The sequence below is a fragment of the Pseudomonas sp. B3(2017) genome, assembly GCF_002113595.1.
GTDB classification, from domain to species: domain Bacteria; phylum Pseudomonadota; class Gammaproteobacteria; order Pseudomonadales; family Pseudomonadaceae; genus Aquipseudomonas; species Aquipseudomonas ekonensis.
Window position 1 is genome coordinate 187,354 of the sequence record NZ_NEIU01000010.1, and the last position, 23,482, is coordinate 210,835.

Here is a 23,482-nt window from a genome sequence, read left to right on the forward strand (position 1 = left end):
GTCATGGGTTCCATTTGTTGGAGAGCGCAGGCCGTACGGTTTTCAGGTCCGGCAGGTTCTCGAGGAAGTTGTCCGGGTAATAGCCGAAGCTGGTCACGCCCTGACGCTTGAGCACGCCCATCCACTCGGCCAGTTGCGCGCCGTCGATTTCGGCCTGGTCCTTTTTTGTCCAGTCCCGGCCCTGCAGCTCGAACACCGTGCGCTCAAGCGCGCCCGGGCGAGCCTTGACGGTCGCCACCAGCGACTCCAGCCAAGGGCCGGAGCGGGCGTGGGTCTGTTTCTCCATGAGCGGCATGGCCATCGGCGCCGTCCAGTCATAGGTGACGAGGAAATCGTCGAAGTTCTGCGCGAACCACGCTTCGCTCGCCGGATTGAGCATCGGTTCGGCGAAGATGTTGCGCGCGGTCAGCACCTGCGGGCCGCGGATCGCCCGCACCTTGGCGGTCAGCTCCCGGGTGAAGTCGATCAGGTAGCGGCTCTTGAAGCGCGTCCAGCGCTGCATCGTCGCCGGGTCGTCGCGCAGCGCGCCGATCGAGCCCGGCAGGCCGTTGGCGGCGTAGACCTTGAGCGCCTGCGGGCCGGCGTCTTCGAAGTCCGAAAGCACCGCATCGTCATGGTAGAGGATGCCGTCCACCGAAGTCAGGCGCGCCAGATCCTCGTAGATTTCGCCCACGACCCGCCGCACCTCGGGATCGAACGGCGACAGGCGCTTGTACTGGTCCGGATCGACCGACACGGCGCCGGTCTGCGGATCCCAACGGGTGACCCGCGGCAGTTTCGCGTCGAGGGCAAAGCTCAGCACCGGCATCCACGCATAGACCTTCACGTGGGCACGGGTGCGCAGCTGCCAGGCGACGCGGTCGAACAGGTCGGCGCGCACCGGCAGGTGGCGGTTGGGGAAGTACAGCGAATGCACCAGACCGTCGCCCTGGGGATCGGCGAAGGCCTGCAGGAACACCGTGTTGGCGCCCATGTCGGCCATGCGCTGCACCAGTTTGCCGAGGTTGGCGTCCTGCTGCGCCGGATCCGGGTCGTAGACGTTGTCCAGGTCCACGTGCACCACGCGCATCGGCGATTCGGCCTGCACCGAGACGATGCTGTTGGCGAAGTGCTCGCCGTCCGGATCCGAGGCCACCAGGAAACGCGGGCTGCTCATCAGGTTGTCGAGGGCGTCGAGGCCGTCGTCGAGGGTCAGGGCCATCTCGTAGCCCTGCTCGCCCACCACCGTCAGCGAGGTGCCGTCCGCCGTGCCGTACGGCCAGACCCAGATGCGCGGTTTCTTGCCGGTGACCTTGCGGATCTTCTCGGAGATGGCGGCCACGTCGGTGCGGATCCGCGCGCGGAATTCGTCCTCGGTCTCGTAGCGTTTGGTGACCGCGTTGTATTGCCGGGTCGCCGCCGCCGGCTGCAGGTTGCCCTGGGGGTTGGCGAGGATGCCCTTGTGGTTGGCGTCGGTGTGGGCGGCGATCTCCACCAGCCCCGACTGCGAGATTTCCCGCACCTGATCCCAGGTCAGGAAGTCCGAGCGCTGGCGCGGGGTGCCGGCGAAGTCCACCGGCTGGTTGAGCGGCGTGTCGATCCAGGTGCCGACCGGCGCCAGCAGCGCATGCCAGTTGTAGGCGCGCAGCACCGGCAGCACGCGGGTGTAGAAGCTGGAATAGCCGTCGTCGAAGCTGAGCAGGATCGCCTTGGGCGGCAGTTCCGGCCCGCCCTTGCGCGCGGCCATGATCTGATCGACCGTGACCGGCCGGTAGCCGTTCTCACGCAGCCACGCCAGTTGCTCGATCATGCGCTCGGTGCGCACCGCCACCACGGCCTGGTCGGGGTCACGGTCTTCGACGTCGTGGTAGGCGATGCCCAGCACGTGGTTCTTCGGCCACGGCTTTTCGCTGGCCGCCACCGGGCGCTCCGACGGCGGCAGGAAGGCCGGGGCCTGCTGGGCGCAGGCGCTGGCCAGCAGCGCGCCCAGCAAAAGGATGAATCGCGAAATCAGAGGCATCTTCAGACTCTTCTAGAAGCGGAAAGTGAGGTCGACGAGCAGACGCAGATCGGTTTCCCGATCACCGTCGTAGGGCCGGTTGATCGCGCTCAACAGGCCGCCCACTTCGAACACGTCGTTCCAGGCGTAGCGCTGGCCGTAGCCGATCAGCGCCATGCCGCCGGTGCCGTGGTCACGCTGGCTGTAGGTGCCCGCGCCCAGCTGGAACTGTTGGCTCCAGACCGTTTCGTAACGGTGGTAGAGCACGTGGTTGACGTTCAGCAGCGGCATGACGCTCAAGTCCGCCTTCGGGTTGAAGTACGGCACGTCATCGGACTTGGAGTTGTGGCTGGTGCCCACTTCCAGGCCGGCGTCGACCTGCAGGTTCGGCGCGCTGTACACGCCTTCGCGGCCGGTGAGCAGCGCCTCGACCCGGTTGTTGCCGTCGCTGAAGTGCGACGGGCTGACCGCCAGCTTCCATTCCCGGCTCTCGTTGGCCCGCCAGCGGATGAAACCGCTGCCGCCGTTGGCCTTGATGCCGCTGTTCAGCGCGCGCAGCGGGGTCTGCGCCGAGAGGTACTCGAGGCTGCCGCCGTATTGCCAGTGGTCGTCGATGTCCCGGGCGATCGCCAGGCGGGCGCCCTGCTTGTCGCCGAAACCGTAGGAGTGGTTGGAGATTTCCGCCTCCAGGGTCATGTCGCGGGTGCGGCGCTCCAGGCCCACGCGCTGGAAGCGGTGGTGGCCGGTGCCTTCGGTGAAGTCGCCGGTGGCGTAGCCGACGCCGGCGAACACCCGCCAGTCTTCATCGATGGGCGGGCTGTACAGGGTGCTTTCGATGCCGAAGTCCCGGCTGCCGCTGACCGCGCCGGCATCACCGCTGCCGCCGCCGTAAGCCTTGCCGCCGTAGCTTTCGACGCGCAGCTCGGCCATGTCATGCACTTCGCGCTGACGGGCCAGGCGCTGCACCTGCCGGTTGTCGGGGAAGCGCGCGACCACGTCGTCGGTCAGCGCATCCATCTGCCGCCATTCCTGCAGGTCCATGGCGGTGTGGGCCTGGGCGACTTCCAGGCCCATGTCCCGCGGCACCAGGCTTTCGGTTTCCTTGAGCTGGTTCTCGACGCGGCGCGGCCAGTCCCGGGCCAGGTACAGGTCGGCCTGGGCCAGGCGCAGGCCGATGTTGCCCGGCGCCTGGTCGACCAACGTTTGCAGGCGCTCTTCGCCGTGGGGCAGGTCGGAGCCGTAGGTACCGGCCTGCGCCGCGAGCTGCTGGGCGTCCATCCATTCGTCGTTGGGGTTGCCCACCGGCAAGCCCTTGAGCTCGATGCGCGGCCGCTGGGACTTGGCCAGGTCCTCGGCGACCTTGCGGGCCTCTTCGGCGCGGTCGCTTTCGAGCAGCGAGTAGTACAGGCCGGTGGTGTCTTCCAGGCGGTCGCCGGCATCGGCGTCCGGCGCTGTCAGCACCTGACGGTAGAGGTCGGTGGAGATCTCCGGCTGGCGCTGGTCCAGGTAGGACGCCGCCACCCAGCGCAGGGCGTAGGTCGGGATCTTCACCCCTTCGCCTTGCAGCTTCCGGTATTCGCCGATGACGTCGGCCGTGCGCGCCCGGGCCCGGAGCGCGCCCATGCGGTCGATGCGCCAGCGGGTCACGTCGTCGTGGGCGCTGGCGTCCGGCGTCCAGGTGGTCAGCAGCTTGTCGTAGTCGGTCAGCGCCCGGTCGGCGATGACGTAGCGTTCCTTCTCGCTGCGGGTGGCCAGGTCGGCGAGGCGCACCCGCTCGGCGGCCAGGTCGCCTTCGAGGCGACGCCGGGTGACCGGGTCGATCAGGCCCGGACGCTGGTCAGCCAGGCGCAGCGCAGGCTCCGGCAGACGGGCCTTCTGCAGGGCCACCACGTATTCGCGGGCGACTTCCGGCTTGCTGCCGGCGCGGACGAACGCCTGATCGTATTCGTGCAGCGCGTCGTACTGCTTGCCGGCACGGGTCAGGGCATAGCCCAGCGCGAGCCGGCGGGAGGGGTCGTCGGGCCTGGCCGCGACCAGCGCCTTGGCGCGGGTCACCGCTTCGTCGGGCTTGCCGGCGTCGGCCTGGGTCAGGGCCAACCCCAGTTGCAGGTCGGCATTGCCCGGATCCAGCGCCAGGGCCTGGTTGTAGACCTGGGTCGCCTGATCCCAACGCTTGAGGTTGCGGTAGGCCCGGGCGGTGGCGGTCAGCGCCTGGACCGGCAACGTGCGGCCGCGGCCCTGGGTCTCGTAGACCTGCACCACTTCGGCGTCGAGCCCGGCCCAACTGGCGATCTGCAGGTGGTCGCTGACCTGGCCGGCGGTGGCCTGGGCCGGCGGCACCTGGCGCAGGGCATCGAGCGCGGGCGCATAGTGGCCGGCCCGGGCGTCGAGCACCATTCGGTCGTAGGCCGTATCGGCGAACCCCAGTGCCGGCCAGAGCAACTGGCTGCACAGCGCGACTCGGAACAATGGGCGTAAACCACGATGCAATACAGGAACATCAATACGCGGCATTCGTCAGCATCCTTACATGGCCAGCCGGGTCGCAATGCCCTCCTTGCCCATTCGTAACGGCGGCCGAATCGCAGACCCGGCCAAGCTTATCCAGGCAGTCTTGCACGCAAGCGTAGACCAATATCGACAACGCAATAATTATTCAGAATTGCAGTGACGGTTTTCCTACCGAACGAAAACCCAGGCGCCAGACAGCAAAACGCCCGGCGTCTGCGTTGCGCAGAGGCCGGGCGCCGTGGCGGTGCGCAGCGGTTACTGAACCTGGCTGACGCCGGCGAACTTGTTCATCAGGAAGCCGACGAACTGCTCGACGGTCATCTTCTGGCCGTTGAACTCCACCTGGTTGGCGGCGTAGTGCAGCTTGGTCGTGACGTTGGTGCCGTCCAGGGTCGCCAACTGCGAACCGACCGCCATGCCGGCGAACATGTCGGTGGCGGCGCTGGCCTGGTCGACGATGGCCTTGGCGTCGGTCTGGCCGTCGAGCTGCGCCTGAACGCTCATCAGGTCCACCAGCATCGGCTTGGACACCAGCACGTTGAGGTCAAGCAGGGCGATCAGTTGCTTGCCCAGTTGGTCCGGCGGCAGATCCATCGACTGCGGCTTGGCCAGGTCGATCACCAGATTGGCGCGGCTTTCGCCGTTGGCGGTCTTGAGCGACAGGTTCTCCAGCGCCACTTGGGGGCCTGCGGCCAGCAGTTTCTGCAGGTCGGCCTTGACCTGGGCCTCTTCGGCCGGGGTCAGGTTCAGCTCCGGCGCCGGCAGGCCGGCGGCTGCGGCTTCGGCGGCGGCCTTCTCGTAGGGCTGCAGCTTGGTCTGGTAGATCTGCATCAGCGACATCGTCGACGGAATGTCGAGGTTCTTCAGGCTCATGGCCAGGTTGGCCGAACCGATCTTCTTGTCGTTGAGGGTGACCTCGCCGATCTTGTAGTCGGCGCGGCCCGAAGCGCTGGAGCCGGTCTCTTCGGTGAGGTTCTTCATCTCGAAGTTCTTGATGCCCAGCACCGACTGCTTGGCGCCGAAGGTGGTCTTGCTGTTGGTCAGCTCCAGGGTGTTCTCCCCGGTGTAGTAGCCGTAGGTGCTCTTGGTGAGGTTGCTGGCCAGGGTCAGGCCGCTGAGCTCGATCTGCACCGGCGCCTCGTCTTCGGCGACGGTGGTCAGGTGCAGGCTGTCCATGTAGCCGTTGGCCTTGACCTTCTGGGCCTGGGCGCTGGCGGAGATGTCCATGTTCAGACCGGAGAACTTGAGGCTCGACTTGTCGTCCAGCGCCGTTTCCAGCGGCAGCAGTTCGAGGGTGCCGGTGGTGGATTCGTCGTAGCCGATGTTGACCACGCCCTTGAGCGGCGCGGCACCCTTGGTGGCGGCGAACCATTTTTCCGTCAGCGGGGTCTTTTCCAGCTCATAGTGACTGCTGGCCATGACCGGCAGCCATTTGAACGACGCCAGCCGCGAGAACGGCAGCGGGCCGTGTTCGATGCGGTCGGTGAACAGCAGCTCGACCGGCGCCTCGCCGAACATCTCGCCCTCGCCCTTGAGGCGGTACTGGGCGGTGCTGCTGAAGGTGTGGCGCTCCAGGGACACCAGCTCCAGCGACGCACTGCCGTTGGAGCCGGCCATGGCGGCCTGCAGTTCCTTGTTGGCGTTGGCGACGGCGTTGTTCAGCACGCCTTCGATTTTGGTGCCGGTGTACCACGCCCCGCCGGCGCTGATGGCGCCGATGGCAACAACGATTCCCAGAAGCACGCCTGCTGATTTATTCATGAATGACCCGATCGATTTCCGTGGCTGAAAGTGTGGTCGTCTTCCTTGAACCCGTGATCGGGCCGCGGCACGACTCCGCTGGATTTAGCGGTGCAGATTAGCACTGGCGCCCCGTGAGGGCCCAGTGTTTAAAGGTTAAAGAGTGTCCATGGCGAGGGGATGGCAGTGAGCTCGATGGCGCCTTGGCGGGCTCAGGAATACTGCACCTCGATCTCGTCCAGTTGATGGTCGAAGCTTTTGAGCCGCGCCGTCCAGGTGAACACCAGCACTTCGAAGTCCCGGTCGATCACCGCCCCGCCGGGGCCGTCGTTGCGCGGGTCGCAGAAGTCCAGCTGATAGCGTTCGCGGGCCATGGCCGTGGCGACGTCGGACAGTTCGCGGGCGTTGTTGAGCCAGTGCCAGCCGTCGCTGGCGACTTGCTTGTCGAGCTCCAGGCACTGCTTTTTCAGGGCATCCAGGCTTTTTTCCAGCGGCGTGCCGGTGAGTTCGCCCATGACTTCGGCGAAGGTGCGCCCCGGTTGCCAGTAGCTGCCCCAGAAATACCGGTCGAACACGGTCTCGACCCGGCGCAGCGCGACTTTGGTGTCCCAGATCAGCAGCAGCACCTTGCTTTGCTCCAGCTGGCGCTGCTTCAGCCGCCGGACCTGCACCAGGGCCCAGGCCACCACCACAATCCCCATGACCGCGATCAAGGCCACGGCGCTGTCGAGGAACACCATGGCCTTGTCGATCTGATGGGCCAGCATGATGCCGTAGAAATAGGTGGCCGAGAGCAGCACCAGCGCTACCAGGGCGCACCAGAAGCCAAGAGCGTAAGGGTTTTTCATTATTGGTTTCCCCGACCTGCGCAAGCCCAGTGCGCTGCAAGGACGCCTTGCACCGGGCGCCCTTCCAACACTTCAAAGCATAGCAACGGCCTCAGGGTTTGCCGGTGCCCGACGCTTGCGTTCGTCCGCTTTCCCAGCCGCCGCCCAGGGCGAGGAACAGATCGATCTGGCTCAGGGCGACCTGGGTGTTGGCCGACGCCAGCTGCGCCCGCACATCGGTGTAGGTGCGGGTGGCCTGCAGGTCGGCGAGGAACGACGCGCGGCCGGCCTGGTAGAAGCGGTGGGTCTGCTCCGCTGCCTGTTTCGCCGACTGCTCGGCATCGGCCAGCGCCTCGCGGCGCTGCAACTGTGCGCTGTACTGGGCGAGGCCGGTCTGGGTCTCGCGGACGGCGTTCAGCACCACGCCGTCGAAATGCGCCAGGGCGCCCTGGGTCGACGCTTCGGCCTCGCGGATGCGCGCCCGGGCGCCGTTGGTCGGCACGTTCCAGCTCAACGAAGGGCCAAAGCCCCAGCGGTTGGTGGACGGTTTGCCGAGGTCGTCCAGCAGGCCGACGGTGCCGATCGTCGCACCGAAGCTGATGTCCGGGTACAGCTCGCCGGTGGCGATGCCGATGCCGGCGGTCGCGGCGGCCAGTTGCCGTTCGGCCTGGCGCACGTCGGGACGGCGCTTGAGCAACGCAGCGCCGTCGCCGACGGGCATCAGTTGCGCGACCTTCGGCAGTTCGGCGCACCCGGCGGTGCCGGCCGGCAGTTGCGCCACAGGCTTGGCCAGCAGCATCGACAGGCGGAACAGCCCGGCCTGGCGCGCCGCCTCGTAGCGCGGCAGGTCGGCCCGCAGGGATTTCAATTGGGTCTGGGAGCGGGTGACCTGGGTCTCGTCGCCCCGGCCGGCATCGCGCAGGCGCTGGGTGAGCCGAGTGCTCTGGTCCTGCAGGTCGAGGGAATGCTGGGCGATTTCGCGCTCTTCGTTGGCGGCGCAGACCTGGGTGTAGGCGCGCACCACATCCGCCACCAGGGTGATGCGGGCTGTGTCGGCGGCGGCCTGGGTCGCGTCGGCGCTGGCCTTGGCCGCTTCGATGCCACGTTGCAGCTTGCCGAACAGGTCGAACTGGTAAGAGGCGCTGATGGCGATCTCGCCGATGTTGTCCACCGGCACCTTTTCCGGCAGCAGGAACGCTTCACCGGACTCCTGCAGGCGCTGGGCCCCCATCTTCACCCCGCCGCTCCAGCCACCGGCCGCCTCGGCCTCGTCGACCCGGGCCCGAGCCCGCGACAGGTTGGCCGCCGCCACCCGCAGGTCGGTGTTGGAGGCCATGGCCTGCTGCACCAGTTCGTTGAGCCGAGGATCCTGATACAGGCGCCACCAGTCGGCCGGCACCGGCGCCGACACCACCGGCTTGCCGTCCACCGCCAGTTCGCCCTGCAGGTCGTGGCGCTGCACCGCCGCTTCGCCCGGTAGGTGATAGTCCGGCCCGACCACCTGACAGGCCGACAGCAGCGCGCCCAGCCCGGCGACCATCAGCGCCCGGTTCATTGCGCGGACTCCTGCCGGCCGTCCTCGATGATCGACACCGTGGCGGTGCGCCCGGCGATCATGCGGAAATCCTCGGGCACGTCGTCGAACGCGATGCGCACCGGAATGCGCTGCGCCAGCCGCACCCAGCTGAAGGCCGGGTTGACGTTGGGCAGCAGGTTGCTGCCGCTGGTGCGGTCGCGGTCCTCGATGCCGGCCACGATGCTTTCGACGTGCCCGCGCAGCTTCGCCCGGTCGCCGATCACCCGGATGTCCACGGCCTGGCCGACGCGGATGCCGTCCAGCTTGGTCTCTTCGAAATAGCCGTCGATGTGGAAAGAGTTGCTGTCGACCACCGACAGCACCGGCCGACCGGCGGTGACGAACTCCTGGGCGCGCGGCGCCCGGTCGTTGACGTAGCCGTCCACCGGGCTGCGGATCACCGAGCGGTCGAGGTTGAGCTGGGCGCTGTCCACCGCCACCAGCGCTTCGGCGAGGGCCGATTGGGCGCGGGCGACCTTCGACAGGCTCTCTTCCAGTTGCTCGGCCGGCACCAGATTGCCCAGGCCCCGGTTGCGCTTGGCCTCGCGCTGCGCCTGGGCGAGGGTCTCTTCGCGGTCGGCGACGGTGGCCTTGGCCTGGCGCAGGGCCAGGCGGAAACGGTCCGGGTCGATGCTGAACAGCACCTGGCCGCGCTTGACCGGCTGGTTGTCCTTCACTTCCACCTGCTGGATCAGCCCGGACACGTCCGGGGCGATCTGCACGATGTCGGCGCGGATATGCCCGTCGCGGGTCCAGGGCGCAAACATGTAATACATCACCATGCGCCACACGACGACGACGGCGAACGTCACGATCAACAGGGTCAGCACGGTGCGGCCGAGCGTCAAAAACGGTTTTTTCATGTCATCAGGTATCGGCTGAGGGAATCCACGGCGCCCAGCAGCAAGGCGTAAAGCGCCACGTTGAACAACGCCCGGTGCCAGACCAGGCGGTAGAAGTGCAGGCGCGTGAGCACGCCGTGCACCAGCAGGAACAGCAGGTACGTGATGCCCATCAGAATCAGCAGTGTCGGCAGGAAAATGCCGCTGATGTCCAGGTCACCGATCATAGGGGGGCTCCATCGATGCCGTGAGGCAACGGTTCTTCGGGTTCGGCGTTGCCGAGAAACTCGACGCCGGGCAGCAGCGCCAGGCGCAGGCCGCTGAGGGCATGCAACAGGTGCAGCCGGGTTTCGTCATCGCCGTGGCCGCTGAGGGCACGGCGGGTGCGGTCCATCGTCATCAGCAAGGGGCTGGGCGCCGGCAGGCGCTCGCCGGCCTTGAGGCAGGCGCGGAAGTAATCGCCGACTTCCGCCACCACCTGCTCCAGCAGCGCCTGCGGCGCGCCGGGCACCCGCGGGGTGTAGGCCAGCAGGTCGAGCAGGTTCAGCCCCACCCGCACTTCGCGCAGGGCGATGCCGGTGTCCTGCCCGGTCAGCGCCAGGCGCGGCAGGTGCTGCATCAGGCGGTCGAGCAGTTGCACGCCCAGTTGCCGGTGTTCGGCGAGGTTCGCCGGCTCCGTCATGTGGACGATGTCTTTCCAGCTGAACCGGGTCAGGCGCTTGGCCGCCAGCTCAGCGCCGAACGGCCGGGCCACCAGCGTCCAGATGAACGCGAACAGCAGCCCCATGGGACCTGCCAGGTTGGAGTTGGCGAAGGCGAAGAAATCCGCGTCGTAGGCGCCCTGGATGCTGATGAACGATGAGGTGTTGACCAGCGTCAGCAGCATGCCGAGGTAGAAGCGCGGCTGCACCGTCAGGGTGCCGACGCAGATGAACGGCACGGCGAACGCCAGCACCAGCATCGGGAAGTCGTGCAGGTTGGGCAACACCAGGAACAGGTACAGGCTGGCGAACAGTACCGACATCGCGGTCCAGAAGAAGAACCGGTAGATCTGCGGCGCCGGGTCGTCCATCGAGGCGAAGAAGCTGCACGACACCGCCGCCAGGATCACCGCGCTGCCGCCGTCGGTCCAGCCCAGCAGGATCCACAGCACCGACGCGACGATGATCGCCAGGATGGTCGAGGCCACCGAATACAGCATCAGCCCGCGGTCGAGGAACGGCGTCAGTCGCCCGAGGCGCCAGTGCCGGTAGACCGCGCGCCAGCTGTCCTGGCGCTCGCAGAGGATCGCGTCCTGCAGCGAACGGCAGTCCTGCCACAGGTCGATGAACTCGGCCAGGCGGTACAGCGCGTTGGAGAACAGCAACTGCCTGCGGTCGTTCAGGGCTTCGGCATCCGGCTGCAGGGCGTCGAGCCGATCCTTCAGGGTTTGCCACCGCCCGAGGTCGGCGTCCTTGTGGCCGAGCCACTCGCCGGTGGCCGCCAGCAGCGGCGCAAAGCGCTCCACCAGTTCCGGGGTGCGGCGCTCAAGGGCATAGAGCGCATCGTCGAGGGCGTCGATCACCGGCAGCAAGTGGATCATCCGCCCGCGCAGTTCCTTGGTGTTGCGCACCGTCTGCGGCCGGGCGCCTTCGTGGGGCAACTGGCCGATCATCAGTTCGAGGCTGTTGAAGCTGCCGACCATGGCCATGCGCAGGGCGCCGATCTCTTCCGGGCGCACGTCGCGGCCGAGGAAGCGCAGGCTGTAGGTCGTCGCGTCGGCGAACCACTTGCCCACCGCGTCGTTGAACACCGGGGCCAGCCGGCGCGGCCAGAACATCGCCCCGACCACTGCGGCTACGGCGATGCCGAGGAAAATCTCCTCGGTGCGCGCCTCGGCCACGTCCCACACCGCCAACGGGTTGTCCACCACCGGCAGGGCGATCAGCGGCAAGGTGTAGCCGGCGAGCATCAAGGCGTAGTTGTTGGCGGTGCGCAGGTGCAGCGAGAGAAACAGCAGGATCCCCGTCCACAGCGCGATGACCCCCACCAGCACATAGGGGCTCTGGACGAACATCGGCACGAACAGCACCGCGGCCGCCGCACCGAGGAACGTCCCGATGGCGCGGTACAGGGCCTTGGAACTGGTGGGACCGAGGAACGGGCTGGAGACGATGTACACCGTGGCCATCGCCCAGTACGGACGCGGCATCTGCATGAGCAGGGCGATGTACAGCGCGATCATCGAGGCGGCGAAGGTGCGGATCCCGTAGAACCAGTCCCGGGCCGGAGGAAAGCCGGAAAAGAAGCCGTTCACGGATGGGTCACCGCCGGCGGACGCGCCGCCTCGAAAGCCTTCAATACCCGAAGCGTAGCTTCCAGATCGCGCCGGTCGATGCCTTCCAGCACCTCATGGCGCAGGCGCACCAGTTCAGCCTCGACCGCCTGCACCAGCTCGCGGCCGGTGTCGGTCAGGCTCAGGCATTTGGCGCGGCGGTCCTGGGGGTCTTCGCTGCGGCAGACATACCCGGCGTGGCACAGCTGATCGAGCAGGCGCACCAGCGACGGGCTTTCCATCCCCGCCGCCTGCGCCACCTGCACCTGACGCACGCCCTCGCCCAGCCGCCCGATCATCAGCAGCGGGACGGCGCAGGCTTCGGAGATGCCGTAGTTGACCAGCGTGGTCTGGCAGATTTTGCGCCAATGACGGGCGGCCACCACCATGGCACTGCTGATGTTCATCTGGAGGATGTCGAGGTTATCGGACACGGGCAAGGCACATACTGTTAGTTTGCTAACTATCAATATGGCATTGGCGGGGAATTTCAGTCAAGTTTTGAAACAAATTGATCCGTTGGTCGCAGTGAAGCTCCTTGATTGGTACTGACGGTGTATATACTTCGTCAGTACCTAAATCGAGGAACGACATGATGTCGAAACAAGCCGTTTTCACAATGAAGCTTGAACCGGAATTGCGCGAACAGTTCATGTCCGAGGCCGAAGCCAGCCATCGCCCTGCTTCGCAGATCGTGCGGGAAATGATGCGCGACTTTGTGCGGACACAACGGGAAGCACGGGAGTACGAAGCCTTTCTGCAACGCAAGGTCGACATCGCCCGCGATGCCGTCCGCTCGGGTGACGGCCTGTCGAACGAAGACGTTGAAGCTCAATTCGCCGCAAGGCGCAGGCGGGCAGACAGTCAAGAATGAAGATTATATGGACACCAACCGCCGCACAGGATCGTGCACAGATTTGGGATTACCTTTACGAAGCGAATCCAAAAGCCGCCGCAGACATGGACACCCGCTTCAGCGAGGCGGTGTCCCGCCTCTCCCGGAACCCGAACATCGGCCCCGTCGGCATCATCGCCGGCACGCGCGAGATCATTCCTCATCCCAGCTACCGTCTCGTTTACCAGATCGAGCAAGAGGCGGTGTGGATTCTGGCGCTGATCCATACCGCTCGACGATGGCCATTGCCGCAGTGACGACTACCCGGCCCTTCCCTTTCTCAACATCACATCCAACTGATCCACCACCTCCGCCCAATCCGCGTCATCCAGAATCTCGTCCCGCAGAAAGGCCTTCTGCGCCTCGTTCCAGAAAAACGCATCGGCCAGGTGCAGTTCCGGCTTGAGCGGGGAATGGGTGGCGATGAACTGGTCGATGCCGGCCGGATCGCTGGCCAGGCCGAGTTGCTTGAACAACGCTGAAAGGCTGTGGGTCGGGTTTTCCATGTCTGGCTCCTTCGAAAGTCACGGGCAAAGGAAAGACTGCGGGAGCCCGCCTGCCGCCGTCATCGCGGACAGGCTCGCTTGCGCAGGTCCTGCGTCGTGCACCGCAGGGCGGTAGCTAATCGCTCAGCTCCCGCACCTGCGCATGGGGCACCGCCTTGAGGAATTCAGGGATGCTCATGTGCAGCAGGTTGTTGTGGTTTCCGGCCTCCAGGTAGATGTCTTTCTGCCGGGTCAGCAGCGGGTCGATGACCATGTCCAGCCCGTAGGCGTCGCCCAGCGGCGGCACCGCGCCGCGTTCACAGTCGTCGAACAGGTGCGCCAGGTTGCTTTCGCGGGTGATCTGCCATTGCCCGCCGTCGGGCACTTTGCTCAGGTCCAGATGATGGCTGGCCGGCAGCACGGCCATCAGGTAGTGCCCGTGGCGATCGTCGAGGATCACCGATTTGGCCACCCGCTCCGCCGGCACCCCGGCGACCCGCGCCGTTTCCAGGCTGCTGGAGGAGTGCGGATGAGCGACGATGTCATATTCGCATTGCGCCTGTCTCAGGCTGCTTTGCACCTTTCTTGCCATACGCATGATGCACCTCGATGCCCGCCGGCGCTGTGCGGCGGACGGTCATGAATGCTGTTGCCGTCCACAAAGTCTAGTCCGCCGGGCCGCCCGCACAGGGATTTCCGCCCACTGGCGGCTTGCCCGGACTGATCAAAAATCATCCAGGTGCAGGCTCAACTAGACTGTAGGTAAGCCCCTGACGCTCCCGGAGGGTCACGTGAACACCCGTTGCTGTGCGCTTGCCCTGTCGATGCTGCTCAGCGGAGCAGCCCTGGCGGCGGATGCCCCGCTGCCGGCGGTCAACCCGGTGGGCCTGTGGCTGATCACCCTCGGCATCGCGTTCATGATCGCCGAAGCCGTGCTGCCCAACTACGGTGTGGTCGGGTTGGCCGGCCTTGTCATGTTCGTGGTCGGCGCGCTGATCCTGGGTGACGTCGGCCTGCCGGTGCCGATGATGCTCGGCCTGGGCCTGGTCAGTGCGGTGCTGCTGGCCGCGCTGCTCTGGCGGGCCCTCAAGACCCGGCCGCGCCGGCCGGTCAGCGGCGACGCCGGGCTGCTCGGCAGCGTGACGGCGGTCACCGTCGTGGAGCCCGGCGATGCCCGCAGCGGCTGGGTGCAATTGCAGGGAGAACGCTGGCAGGTGCTCAGCCCCACGCCGCTGCACACCGGGCAACCGGTGCGGGTGGTGGGCCGCAAGGGCCTGTTGCTGCAAGTGGCCGCGGCTGACGCGGCACCGCTCGGAGAGTGATCATGGGTCTGCAAATCGGTTTTGTCGCGCTGCTGCTGTTGCTCATCGCCCTGGCCGGCTCGACGTTCCGCATCCTGCGCGAGTACGAACGGGGCGTGGTGTTCCAGCTCGGGCGCTTCTGGCAGGTCAAGGGGCCGGGGCTGATCCTGCTGATCCCCGTGGTGCAGCAGATGGTGCGGGTGGACTTGCGCACCATCGTCCTCGACGTGCCGCCCCAGGACGTGATCACCCGCGACAACGTGTCGGTGAAGGTCAACGCGGTGCTGTACTTTCGCGTGCTCGACCCGCAGAAGGCGATCATCCAGGTCGAGGACTTCCTCATGGCCACCAGCCAACTGGCCCAGACCACCCTGCGCGCGGTGCTGGGCAAGCATGAGCTGGACGAACTGCTGGCCGAGCGGGAACGGCTGAACATCGACATCCAGCAGGTGCTGGACGCCCAGACCGACGCCTGGGGCATCAAGGTCGCCAACGTCGAGATCAAGCACGTCGACCTCAACGAGTCGATGGTGCGCGCCATCGCCAAGCAGGCCGAGGCGGAACGGGAGCGGCGGGCCAAGGTGATCCACGCCGAAGGCGAACTGCAGGCCTCCGAGAAGCTCATGCAGGCCGCCGAGATGCTGGGGCGCCAGTCCGGCGCCATGCAACTGCGCTACATGCAGACCTTGAGTTCGATCGCCGGGGACAAGAGCTCGACGATTGTCTTTCCGCTGCCGATCGAGCTGCTCAAAGGGATGAGCGACCTGACGAAACCGTCCTGACCTCGGCGCACGACGTGTCCTGCCGCAACGCCTCCAGCGCCCGGTAAGGCGCCCCGGCGTAGTGCTCGACCCGCGCCTGGAGCAGCGCCGACGCTTCGCGGCGCTTGTCCTCGCCGTCGGCGACGAACACCTGCGCCGGCTGTTTCGCGTGCTGCACGGTCGCCGCCGATGCCCGAAGGCACTGCTCGGCGCTCAATCCGAAAAACGTCGCCAGGTGCCCGGTCATGGCCTCGGGCAATTCGCTGTAGTTCACCGCCAGCCCGCCGGAATCGCGGCAATGCACCCACCCGGCCTCCAGCAGACGCCCCAGGCGCCGGGCGATGAAGTCTTCGCGCCCCTCGAACGGCAGGCCGTCGTCCAGCACGCAGTCGCCGAGCATGCCCGCCACCATGTGCATGCCGGGACGGCGCATATGGGAGACGGCGATCTCCAGCGGGTCGCGGTAGACGAACAGCCACGGCGTCTGCCCGTGGCATTCGCGCAGCAGCGGCCATTCGCCGATGTTCCAGGCGTCGAGCTTGATCACCAGCCGCTGTTCGCCGCCGCGCCGACGCTGGCCGTAGGCCGACAGCAGCCCGGCGATGGCCGCCCGGCGTTCGGGCGCCGGCAGGTCGCTGCGCAGCAGGGCATCGAGGGGCGGCGGCTCGGACACGACGATGTGGTCATCGAGCCGGGCCAGCATCTGGCTGACCAGGGTCGAACCGCAGCGCGAGGCATGCAGGATGAACGCGCTCGGCGCAAGGCCGGGGCTGTGCGCCTGCCAGTCCGTCAGCGCCGACAGCGGCGTCTGCCGGCGCAAGGCCTGGTTGAACGGCAGCCGCAGCGCGTCGTCCACCGCATCGCGGAAAAACGGCTGGCGCAACGGCGCATCGCCGAACCAGCACCAGTCCACCTGCCACTGCCCGGCCTCGCTCCAGATGCGGATCGGCAGCCAGCCGTCGAAATTCATGCGCGCCATTGTTCGTTCCATGTCCGCCGTCCGTTGCGCATCGCGGCGCGCAGGGCCTGAGGCGTGAGCGCGAGGCCGCGCTCGGCGGCCAGCGCCACGGCGCAATCGATGAAGCGCTCGGGATCCTGCACGGCCTGCAGCGTCGCGCTGAGCGCCGGATCGTCCGCCACTTGCCGCTGAAACTGCTGCAGGGCCGTGTCTTCGGTGCCGGGGGCCGGCGTGTCCGCCAGGCCTTCGCCGATCATCCGCTCAAGCCAAGGGCAGGGACGGCAATCGAGCACCAGATGAACCCGAACGCTGCTGTCGCGGTTGTCGACCCGGTGGGGCCGCGACAGGTCGAGGAACCAGCACTCCCCGGCCTGCATCGGCATGCGCTGGCCGTCCAGCCAGAAATCCACGGCGGGCGGGCTGAGCAGCGGGATGTGCAGGCGCAGATCCGCCTCGGGGCCTTCCAGGTCGTAGTCGCGGTGTTCGTGGATCTGCCCGCCCGGCCCGAGCCGAAGCAGCCGGGCGCTGACGATCTGCAACGGCAGGCCACGCAGCGCCTGGCGCCAGCGGCGGTCGTTGAGCCAGGGCCCGCGGGGCACCGGCGCAGCCTGGCCGGGCGACAGTTCGGTGAACGCATCCGCCGCGGAGATCAGCGCCACGCCGCTCCAGTCGCCGGCAAAGTACGCGGTGTTGAAATGCCCCCGCCAGGCGCTGTCGTCAATCGCCGCCAGCGCCTGGCGCAGCAGCGGCAGATCCACCGCCACCGGCAACCGCGAGTAGGCCGGCCGGCTCATGGGACACCGGGCGCATCACTGCGCAGGGGCATGGGCCACCGGCACCGAAATGTCGCCCGAGGCCCACGCCGCTTCGCGGTTGGCCAGGGCGGTGGCGATCGACTGCACCTGGGTCGACTGCACCTGATCCGGCAGCGGATCGAGCCCGGCGCTGGCGAAGATCTGGCCGTAGGCGTTGCGCAGGTCGGCGTAGGCCAGGTCGCGGCGCAGGTCGGCCTGCAGGTTGTTCAGTTCGCCCTGGATCAGGTCCAGTTCGCCGATGCCGGCGGCCTGGTGGCGGTTGCGCAACTGACCGACGATCTGGCCGTCGATCTCCGACAACTGCTGGCTGGTCTTGAACTGGCGCAGCGCCTCCTGATAGTTCGCGTTGGCCACGTACAACTGGGCCAGCACCGCCACCGACATCGCCTGACGGCGTGCGGCGGCGACTTCTTCGCCGGCCTTGGCCACGTCGATGGCCGCCGGGGCGGAGATCACGTTGAACAGGTTCCAGGTGACTTTCACGCCGTAGTCGGCCCAGCCTTGCTCTACGAGGAACGAGTTGCTGTCGTAGTGCCCGCCGGCGGAGAACTCCAGCCCCGGCAGCATGCGCAACATGGCCTTGCGGGTCTCGGCGGCGCTGATGCGGGTCTGGTAGTCCTGCTCGCGCAGTTCCGGACGGTTGGTCAGGGCTTCCTGTTCCAGTTTGGCCAGGTCGACCTTGAGTTCCGGGATCTGGTAGCCGTCGTCGGTGGCCAGGGTCAGCTCCGAGCCCATCGGCAGGTTGATCAGGGTCGCCAGTTCGGTCTTGGCCAGCGACAGCGCGCGGCGCTGCTCCTCCAGCTGGCGGGTCGCCTCGATCAGCGAGCGTTGGTAGCCGAGGGCCTGCACCGGGTCGCCGATGCGCTGGTCGCTCATGCTCTGGCTGTTGCGCCGGGCGGTGTCGACCCGGGCCATCAAGGCATCGATCTGCTTGAGCAGGCGTTCGGCGGCCATCGCCCGCCAGTAGGCCGAGCGCACGTCCTGGACGATGGTGTTGATCACCTTGCGCCGGCGCTCCTGAACGATCAAACGCTGGTCGCCCTGCTGCTTGGCGCTGATGTAGCTGACGCCGAAGTCGAGCACGTTCCAGACCATGGTCAGGTCGGCGACGTCGCGGTCGCGGTCCTGGGAGGTCGACGGCTCCAGGGACTGGGTGCCGGTGCGCACGCTCTGGCTGCTGGAGGCGCTGACGTTGTTGCGCCCCACGTAGCCGGCGTCCAGCGCCATGCGCGGCAGCATGTCGAAGCTGGCGAGGTCGAGCTGCCGCTTGGCCAGCGCCTCCTCCATGACCTTGAGCCGGCCTTCGAGGTTGTACTTCACCGCCCGGGCCATGGCCTGGTGCAGGGTCAGCGGGCCGTGCAGCGGCTCCTGGCCCTTGTACATGTTCTGCAGATCGCTTCGGGCGCGCTGTTCGCTGACGCTGCGCTCGATCGGCTCACTGGTGACTGCACATCCGCTGATCGCCAGCGCCAGCAGGCTGGCGCCGAACAACTTCTGACTCTTCTTCATCCCTGGATCGCCCCTTGGGTCCTACAAATGGTGTGTTGTTTTTATGCGCTCGGCGTTTCGCTGACGCCGATCTGCTTGAGCGCCGCCGCCAGGCTGTCGACCCGGTGCTGCTCGCTGTCCTGGAACTGCTGCAGTTGCTGGCCCAGGGTCGGCGCGCCGAACACGCCGCGCAGGCCCTGGGAAATGTCGCCGCCCTTGATCGGATGGCTGTCGAAGGCGTTGACCGATTCGCGCTCGGCATCGCTGGCCTGGTTGAACAGGCCGGCGAAGGTGCTGCTGCCGAACACCCCGCCGTCGCCTCCGCCGAAGCCGAGGAAACCGTGACCGGTGCCGTCGCCGTAGGTGCTGTCGCCGAACACCTGGGCGATGAAGCTTGGGCTCAGCGCGCCGCGGTTGATGAAAATGTCACCGAGCGGACGGATGCCGTCGCCGATCACCCGCTGCTCGAACAGCGGCGAAAAGGTCAGCGGCGAGCCGAGGTTGCCGGTGGGCGGGGTGAACACGATCGGTTGCAGCGGCACGTAAGGCGGCGGCGCTACGGTCACCGGGTCGCTGCTGCGGAACTCGGGATCCGGGGTCACCACCACGGTCGGCGACGTCGGTGGCGGCGGCGCCGGCGGCACGGTATTGATCACGTAGTTGCCGGACTGGCTGATGCCGCTGCCGCTGTTGCCGGAGAGGTCGCTGACCCCGGCGGCGTTGACGCTGATCGCGTTGCTGGCGCTGTTGACGTTGGCGTTCGGCGTCAGGGTCGCGGTCCAGGTCTTGCCGCCGTCGCTGCTGCTCAGGTTGGACAGGGTGCCGTTGGCGACGCTGATGTCCGCCAGGTCGAAACCGCTGACCGCCTCGTTGAAGGTGATGGTCACCTGGGTGGTCTGGCCGATGCCCAGGTTCGGGTTGGCCACCACCACCGTGGCGGTGGGCCGCTCGGCGTCGAGGGCGTAGTTGTTGGACACCGCCACTGTGCTGCCGGCGTTGCCCGCCAGGTCCGTGACGTTGCTGGTGTCGAGGGCGATGAAGTTGCTCGGGTCGGTGACGTTCGCGGTCGGCGTGAAGGTCGCCGTCCAGGTCTTGCCGCCGTCGCTGCTGCTCAGGTTGCTCAGGTCGCCGTTGGTGACGCTGAGGTCCGACAGGTCGAAGTTGCTCACCGCCTCGCTGAAGGTGAAGGTCACGGTGGTGGTCTGGCCGATGCCCAGGTGCGGGTTGGCCACCACGATGTTCACCGTCGGCCGGGTCGCGTCGAGGATGTAGTTGTTGGAGATGGCGATGCTCGCCCCGAGGTTGCCCGCCGCGTCCTGCACGCCGGCGGTGTCGAGCACGATCAGGTTGGTCGCGTCGTTGACGCCGGCGGTCGGCGTCAGCGTGGCGGTCCAGGTCACGCCGCCGTCGCTGCTGCTCAGGTTCGACAGCACGCCGTTGGCGACGCTGATGTCCGACAGGTCGAAACCGCTCACTGCCTCGCTGAAGGTGATGGTCACCGTGGTGGTCTCGCCGATGCCCAGGCGGTTGTCGGCGACCGTGATGGTGGCGGTCGGCAGCGCGGTGTCGATGGCGAAGTTGTTCGAGTCGGTGGTGCCGACCCCGCTGTTGCCCGAGGCGTTGGTCACCCCGGCGTTGTTCAGGGTGATCAGGTTGGTGGTGTCGGTGACGTTGGCGGTCGGGGTGAACGTCGCCGTCCAGGTGATGCCGCCGTCGCTGCTGCTGACGTTGCTCAACGTGCCGTTGGCGATGGTCAGGTCGCTGTTGTCGAAGCCGCTCACCGCCTCGTTGAAGGTGATGGTCACCAATGACGTTTCACCGGCCTTGAGGGCGGTGTCGGCGACGACGATGGTCGCGGTCGGCACCAGGGTGTTCACCGTGAAGTTGGCCGAGCTGGTGGTGCCGAGGCCGGCGTTGCCCGCCACGTCGGTGTAGCCGGCGTTGTTGAGGACGATGAGGTTGGTGTTGTCGGTCACGCCCAGGGCCGGCGTGAAAGTCGCCGTCCAGGTGATGCCGCCGTCGCTTGAGGTGACGCTGCTCAGGGTGCCGTTGGGGATGCTGAGGTCGCTGTTGTCGAACCCGGTCACCGCCTCGCTGAAGGTGATGGTCACCGTGGTGGTCTCGCCCGGGCGCAGGTCGGTGTCGGCCATGACGATGGTCGCGGTCGGACGCTGGCTGTCGACCGCGTAGTTGTTCGAGTCGGTGGTGCCGCTGCCGGCGTTGCCCGCCACGTCGGCGACGCCGGTGTTGTCCAGCGTGATCAGGTTAGTGGTGTCGGTGATGCCCGGCGCCGGGGTGAAGGTGGCCGTCCAGGTGATGTTGTCCGAGGTGGTCAGGCCGCTGAGCGTGCCGTTTTCCGCGGTCAGGTCGGCCAGGCTGAACCCGGTCACCGCTTCGCTGAAGGTGATGGTCACGGTGGTGGTCTGGCCGACGCCGAGCGCCGTGTCGGCCACCACGATGGTGGCGGTCGGGCGCTGGGTGTCGATGGCGTAGTTGTTCGAGTCGGTGGTGCCGCTGCCGGCGTTGCCGACGCTGTTCTGCACGCCGGTGTTGTCCAGGGTGATCAGGTTGCTGGTGTCGGTGACGTTGGCGGTCGGGGTGAACGTCGCCGTCCAGGTGACGCCGCCGTCGGCGCTGCTCACCGCGCTCAGGGTGCCGTTGGCGACGGTCAGGTCCGCGTTGGTGAACCCGGTGACCGCTTCGCTGAAGGTGATGGTCACCAGCGAGGTGCCGCCGACCCCCAGGCTGCTGTTGGCGACCACGATGGTGGCCGTCGGCACCTGCGTGTTGATCGTGAAGTTGCCCGAGTTGGTGGTGCCGCTGCCGGCGTTGCCGGCCAGGTCGGCGATGCCGGTGTTGGCCAGGGTGATCACGTTGGTGGCGTCGTTGACGCCCACGCTTGGGGTGAAGGTCGCCGTCCAGGTGATGCCGCCGTCGCTGCTGCTCACCGCGCTCAACGTGCCGTTGGGGACGGTCAGGTCCGCGTTGGTGAACCCGGTGACCGCTTCGCTGAAGGTGATGGTCACCAGCGAGGTTTCGCCGGCGGCGAGGTTGCTGTCGGCCATGACGATGGTCGCCGTCGGCCGCTGGGTGTCGATGGCGTAGTTGTTCGAATCGGTGCTGCCGCTGCCGGCGTTGCCCGACGTGTCCGCGACCCCGGTGTTGTCCAGGGTGATCAGGTTGGTGGCGTCGGTGACGTTGGCGGTCGGCGTGAAGGTCGCCGTCCAGGTGATGCCGCCATCGCTGCTGCTCACCGCGCTCAGGGTGCCGTTGGCGATGGTCAGGTCGGCGTTGGTGAAGCCGGTCACCGCCTCGCTGAAGGTGATGGTCACCAGCGAGGTCTGGCCGACGGCCAGCGTCGGGTTCGCGACCACGATGGTGGCGGTCGGGCGCTGGGTGTCGACGGCGTAGTTGTTCGAATCGGTGGTGCCGCTGCCGGTGTTGCCTGCCGCGTCGGTGACCCCGGTGTTGTCCAGGGTGATGACGTTGGTGGCGTCGGTGATGTTGGCGGTCGGCGTGAAGGTCGCCGTCCAGGTGATGCCGCCGTCGCTGCTGCTCACCGCGCTCAGGGTGCCGTTGGCGATGGTCAGGTCGGCGTTGGTGAAGCCGGTCACAGCCTCGCTGAAGGTGATGGTCACCAGCGAGGTCTCGCCGATCTTCAGCGCATTGTCGGCCACCACGATGGTGGCGGTCGGGCGCGCCGTGTCGATGGCGTAGTTGTTGGAGTTGGTGGTGCCGCTGCCGGCGTTGCCCGCAAGGTCGGCGATGCCGGTGTTGTCCAGGGTGACCAGGTTGGTGCTGTCGGTGATGTTGGCGTTCGGCGTCAGGGTGGCCGTCCAGGTGATGCCGCCGTCGCTGCTGCTCAGGCCCGACAGCGTGCCGTTGGCCACGGTCAGGTCGGCGGTGGTGAAGCCGGTCACCGCTTCGCTGAAGGTGATGGTCACCAGCGAGGTTTCGCCGGCCGCCAGGTTCGTGTCCGTCACGACGATGGTCGCGGTCGGCCGCTGGGTGTCGATGGTGAAGTTGGCCGAGTCGGTGGTGCCGCTGCCGGCGTTGCCCGACAGGTCGACGACGCCGGTGTTGTCCAGGGTGATCAGGTTGGTGGTGTCGGTGATGTTGGCGGTCGGCGTGAACGTCGCCGTCCAGGTGATGCCGCCGTCGGCGCTGCTCACCGCGCTCAGCGTGCCGTTGGGGATCGTCAGGTCGGCGTTGGTGAAGCCGCTCACGGCTTCGCTGAAGGTGATGGTCACCTGCGAGGTTTCGCCGACCTTCAGGGCCGAATCGGCCAGCACGATGGTCGCGGTCGGCCGCTGGGTGTCGATGGCATAGTTGTTCGACGAGGTGGTGCCGACGCCTGCTGCGCCGTCGGAGACCGCCGTCACCCCGGTGTTGTCCAGGACGATCAGGTTGGTGGTGTCGGTGATGCCGTTGGTCGGGGTGAAGGTCGCCGTCCAGGTGATGCCGCCGTCGGCGCTGCTCACCGCGCTCAGGGTGCCGTTGGCGATGGTCAGGTCGGCGTTGGTGAAACCGGTCACCGCCCGGCTGAAGGTGATGGTCACCAGCGAGGTCTCGCCGATCTTCAGCGCGGTGTCGGACACCACGATGGTGGCGGTCGGCGGTTCCACGTACGCGGTGTTGAGGGTACCGCCGTTGTTGAAGATCGCCGCGAAGGCCGTCGGCGACGCGCCCGTCGAGCCGCCGCCCTGGGCCGTGCCGCCCGCGCCGCTGCCGGCGCCGTTGCCGCTGATGGCGGCGAAGTTGGCGGCGGTGATCAGCACCGTGCCGCCCTGGTTCCAGATGGCGCCGACGCCGCGCCCGGCGATCCCGCCGTTGCTGGCGTTGCTGCCCTGGCCGCCACCGCCGCCACCGCCGCCGCCCGCACCGATGTTGTTGCTGATGACGGACGTGCCGACGATCTTCAGGGTGCCGCTGGCAGCGTTGTAGATACCGCCGGCCGCGTTGCCCCCGGCCCCGCCGACCTTGTCCCAGCC

At 67.2% G+C, this 23,482-nt stretch carries 19 protein-coding genes; 4 read left to right on the forward strand and 15 right to left on the reverse strand.

Annotated elements, in window-relative coordinates; translation table 11 throughout:
* Window position 1 precedes the first annotated feature (1 nt).
* The 9 genes from pgaB to CAG33_RS16925 form a co-directional block, all read right to left on the reverse strand.
* The gene (gene pgaB / locus CAG33_RS16885; protein ID WP_085639528.1) at window positions 2–1,999 is read right to left on the reverse strand and encodes a poly-beta-1,6-N-acetyl-D-glucosamine N-deacetylase PgaB; all 1,998 of its coding nucleotides are present in this window, start codon (window positions 1,997–1,999) and stop codon (window positions 2–4) included.
* Window positions 2,000–2,011: 12 nt separating this feature from the next.
* Entirely contained in the window at window positions 2,012–4,492 is a 2,481-nt protein-coding gene (gene pgaA, locus CAG33_RS16890; RefSeq protein WP_085639531.1) for a poly-beta-1,6 N-acetyl-D-glucosamine export porin PgaA, read from the reverse strand.
* Between the two features lie 252 nt (window positions 4,493–4,744).
* On the reverse strand, window positions 4,745–6,250 hold the full coding sequence (locus CAG33_RS16895; protein ID WP_085582115.1) for a YdgA family protein: 1,506 nt from the start codon (window positions 6,248–6,250) through the stop codon (window positions 4,745–4,747).
* A 191-nt stretch (window positions 6,251–6,441) separates the two neighbouring features.
* Window positions 6,442–7,077: an NADH:ubiquinone oxidoreductase subunit N gene (locus CAG33_RS16900; protein ID WP_085582117.1), complete on the reverse strand. Its 636-nt coding sequence runs from the start codon at window positions 7,075–7,077 to the stop codon at window positions 6,442–6,444.
* A gap of 91 nt (window positions 7,078–7,168) precedes the next feature.
* A complete protein-coding gene (locus CAG33_RS16905) occupies window positions 7,169–8,611 on the reverse strand; it encodes an efflux transporter outer membrane subunit (RefSeq protein WP_085582119.1) in 1,443 nt (480 codons plus the stop codon).
* On the reverse strand, window positions 8,608–9,495 hold the full coding sequence (locus CAG33_RS16910) for an HlyD family secretion protein (protein ID WP_085582121.1): 888 nt from the start codon (window positions 9,493–9,495) through the stop codon (window positions 8,608–8,610). Before CAG33_RS16910 ends, CAG33_RS16905 begins: the two co-directional genes overlap by 4 nt.
* Window positions 9,492–9,701: a DUF1656 domain-containing protein gene (locus CAG33_RS16915; protein WP_085582123.1), complete on the reverse strand. Its 210-nt coding sequence runs from the start codon at window positions 9,699–9,701 to the stop codon at window positions 9,492–9,494. The genes CAG33_RS16910 and CAG33_RS16915 overlap by 4 nt, the downstream gene beginning before the upstream one ends.
* Window positions 9,698–11,770, reverse strand: a complete 2,073-nt coding sequence (locus CAG33_RS16920) for an FUSC family protein (RefSeq protein WP_085639534.1) — start codon at window positions 11,768–11,770, stop codon at window positions 9,698–9,700. Before CAG33_RS16920 ends, CAG33_RS16915 begins: the two co-directional genes overlap by 4 nt.
* Window positions 11,767–12,195: a MarR family winged helix-turn-helix transcriptional regulator gene (locus CAG33_RS16925; RefSeq protein WP_085632032.1), complete on the reverse strand. Its 429-nt coding sequence runs from the start codon at window positions 12,193–12,195 to the stop codon at window positions 11,767–11,769. The genes CAG33_RS16920 and CAG33_RS16925 overlap by 4 nt, the downstream gene beginning before the upstream one ends.
* 188 nt (window positions 12,196–12,383) lie before the next feature.
* Here CAG33_RS16925 and CAG33_RS16930 point away from each other — a divergent pair, with 188 nt between their 5' ends.
* Both CAG33_RS16930 and CAG33_RS16935 read left to right on the forward strand, forming a co-directional pair.
* A complete protein-coding gene (locus CAG33_RS16930) occupies window positions 12,384–12,662 on the forward strand; it encodes an antitoxin of toxin-antitoxin stability system (protein ID WP_085632030.1) in 279 nt (92 codons plus the stop codon).
* Window positions 12,659–12,940 (forward strand): type II toxin-antitoxin system RelE/ParE family toxin, encoded by a 282-nt coding sequence (locus tag CAG33_RS16935; RefSeq protein ID WP_085582127.1) that lies wholly within the window; start codon window positions 12,659–12,661, stop codon window positions 12,938–12,940. Before CAG33_RS16930 ends, CAG33_RS16935 begins: the two co-directional genes overlap by 4 nt.
* Window positions 12,941–12,943: 3 nt before the next feature.
* On the opposite strand, the gene CAG33_RS16940 is transcribed toward CAG33_RS16935, so the two are convergent.
* Together CAG33_RS16940 and CAG33_RS16945 are read right to left on the reverse strand one after the other, a co-directional pair.
* The gene (locus CAG33_RS16940) at window positions 12,944–13,189 is read right to left on the reverse strand and encodes a DUF2789 domain-containing protein (RefSeq protein WP_085631829.1); all 246 of its coding nucleotides are present in this window, start codon (window positions 13,187–13,189) and stop codon (window positions 12,944–12,946) included.
* Window positions 13,190–13,304: 115 nt separating this feature from the next.
* Window positions 13,305–13,766 (reverse strand): aminoacyl-tRNA deacylase, encoded by a 462-nt coding sequence (locus CAG33_RS16945; protein WP_085582131.1) that lies wholly within the window; start codon window positions 13,764–13,766, stop codon window positions 13,305–13,307.
* A 193-nt stretch (window positions 13,767–13,959) separates the two neighbouring features.
* On the opposite strand from CAG33_RS16945, the gene CAG33_RS16950 reads away from it, so the two are divergent.
* Together CAG33_RS16950 and CAG33_RS16955 are read left to right on the forward strand one after the other, a co-directional pair.
* Window positions 13,960–14,490, forward strand: coding sequence for an NfeD family protein (locus CAG33_RS16950; RefSeq protein ID WP_085582133.1), 531 nt, complete (start codon window positions 13,960–13,962; stop codon window positions 14,488–14,490).
* A gap of 2 nt (window positions 14,491–14,492) precedes the next feature.
* A complete protein-coding gene (locus CAG33_RS16955) occupies window positions 14,493–15,251 on the forward strand; it encodes a slipin family protein (RefSeq protein WP_085582135.1) in 759 nt (252 codons plus the stop codon).
* On the opposite strand, the gene CAG33_RS16960 is transcribed toward CAG33_RS16955, so the two are convergent.
* The 4 genes from CAG33_RS16960 to CAG33_RS16975 form a co-directional block, all read right to left on the reverse strand.
* Window positions 15,217–16,209: a sulfotransferase family protein gene (locus CAG33_RS16960; protein WP_085631827.1), complete on the reverse strand. Its 993-nt coding sequence runs from the start codon at window positions 16,207–16,209 to the stop codon at window positions 15,217–15,219. The two genes, CAG33_RS16955 and CAG33_RS16960, sit on opposite strands and share 35 nt — an antisense overlap.
* Window positions 16,197–16,982, reverse strand: coding sequence for an aspartyl/asparaginyl beta-hydroxylase domain-containing protein (locus CAG33_RS16965; RefSeq protein ID WP_085582140.1), 786 nt, complete (start codon window positions 16,980–16,982; stop codon window positions 16,197–16,199). Before CAG33_RS16965 ends, CAG33_RS16960 begins: the two co-directional genes overlap by 13 nt.
* Window positions 16,983–16,997: 15 nt before the next feature.
* The gene (locus tag CAG33_RS16970) at window positions 16,998–18,512 is read right to left on the reverse strand and encodes a TolC family protein (RefSeq protein WP_085582142.1); all 1,515 of its coding nucleotides are present in this window, start codon (window positions 18,510–18,512) and stop codon (window positions 16,998–17,000) included.
* Between the two features lie 41 nt (window positions 18,513–18,553).
* The coding region (locus CAG33_RS16975; RefSeq protein ID WP_085639537.1) for an S-layer family protein at window positions 18,554–23,482 on the reverse strand (4,929 nt) is incomplete at its 5' end.

Bases quoted from the DNA above. Each gene is read 5' to 3' on its own strand.
- CAG33_RS16925 (WP_085632032.1), bottom strand. From the start codon at position 12,195: ATGAACATCAGCAGTGCCATGGTGGTGGCCGCCCGTCATTGGCGCAAA.
- pgaB (WP_085639528.1), bottom strand. From the start codon at position 1,999: ATGCCTCTGATTTCGCGATTCATCCTTTTGCTGGGCGCGCTGCTGGCC.
- CAG33_RS16910 (WP_085582121.1), bottom strand. From the start codon at position 9,495: ATGAAAAAACCGTTTTTGACGCTCGGCCGCACCGTGCTGACCCTGTTG.
- CAG33_RS16965 (WP_085582140.1), bottom strand. From the start codon at position 16,982: ATGAGCCGGCCGGCCTACTCGCGGTTGCCGGTGGCGGTGGATCTGCCG.
- CAG33_RS16915 (WP_085582123.1), bottom strand. From the start codon at position 9,701: ATGATCGGTGACCTGGACATCAGCGGCATTTTCCTGCCGACACTGCTG.
- CAG33_RS16895 (WP_085582115.1), bottom strand. From the start codon at position 6,250: ATGAATAAATCAGCAGGCGTGCTTCTGGGAATCGTTGTTGCCATCGGC.
- CAG33_RS16905 (WP_085582119.1), bottom strand. From the start codon at position 8,611: ATGAACCGGGCGCTGATGGTCGCCGGGCTGGGCGCGCTGCTGTCGGCC.
- CAG33_RS16970 (WP_085582142.1), bottom strand. From the start codon at position 18,512: ATGAAGAAGAGTCAGAAGTTGTTCGGCGCCAGCCTGCTGGCGCTGGCG.
- CAG33_RS16900 (WP_085582117.1), bottom strand. From the start codon at position 7,077: ATGAAAAACCCTTACGCTCTTGGCTTCTGGTGCGCCCTGGTAGCGCTG.
- CAG33_RS16955 (WP_085582135.1), top strand. From the start codon at position 14,493: ATGGGTCTGCAAATCGGTTTTGTCGCGCTGCTGCTGTTGCTCATCGCC.
- CAG33_RS16945 (WP_085582131.1), bottom strand. From the start codon at position 13,766: ATGCGTATGGCAAGAAAGGTGCAAAGCAGCCTGAGACAGGCGCAATGC.
- CAG33_RS16930 (WP_085632030.1), top strand. From the start codon at position 12,384: ATGTCGAAACAAGCCGTTTTCACAATGAAGCTTGAACCGGAATTGCGC.
- CAG33_RS16960 (WP_085631827.1), bottom strand. From the start codon at position 16,209: ATGGCGCGCATGAATTTCGACGGCTGGCTGCCGATCCGCATCTGGAGC.
- pgaA (WP_085639531.1), bottom strand. From the start codon at position 4,492: ATGCCGCGTATTGATGTTCCTGTATTGCATCGTGGTTTACGCCCATTG.
- CAG33_RS16940 (WP_085631829.1), bottom strand. From the start codon at position 13,189: ATGGAAAACCCGACCCACAGCCTTTCAGCGTTGTTCAAGCAACTCGGC.
- CAG33_RS16935 (WP_085582127.1), top strand. From the start codon at position 12,659: ATGAAGATTATATGGACACCAACCGCCGCACAGGATCGTGCACAGATT.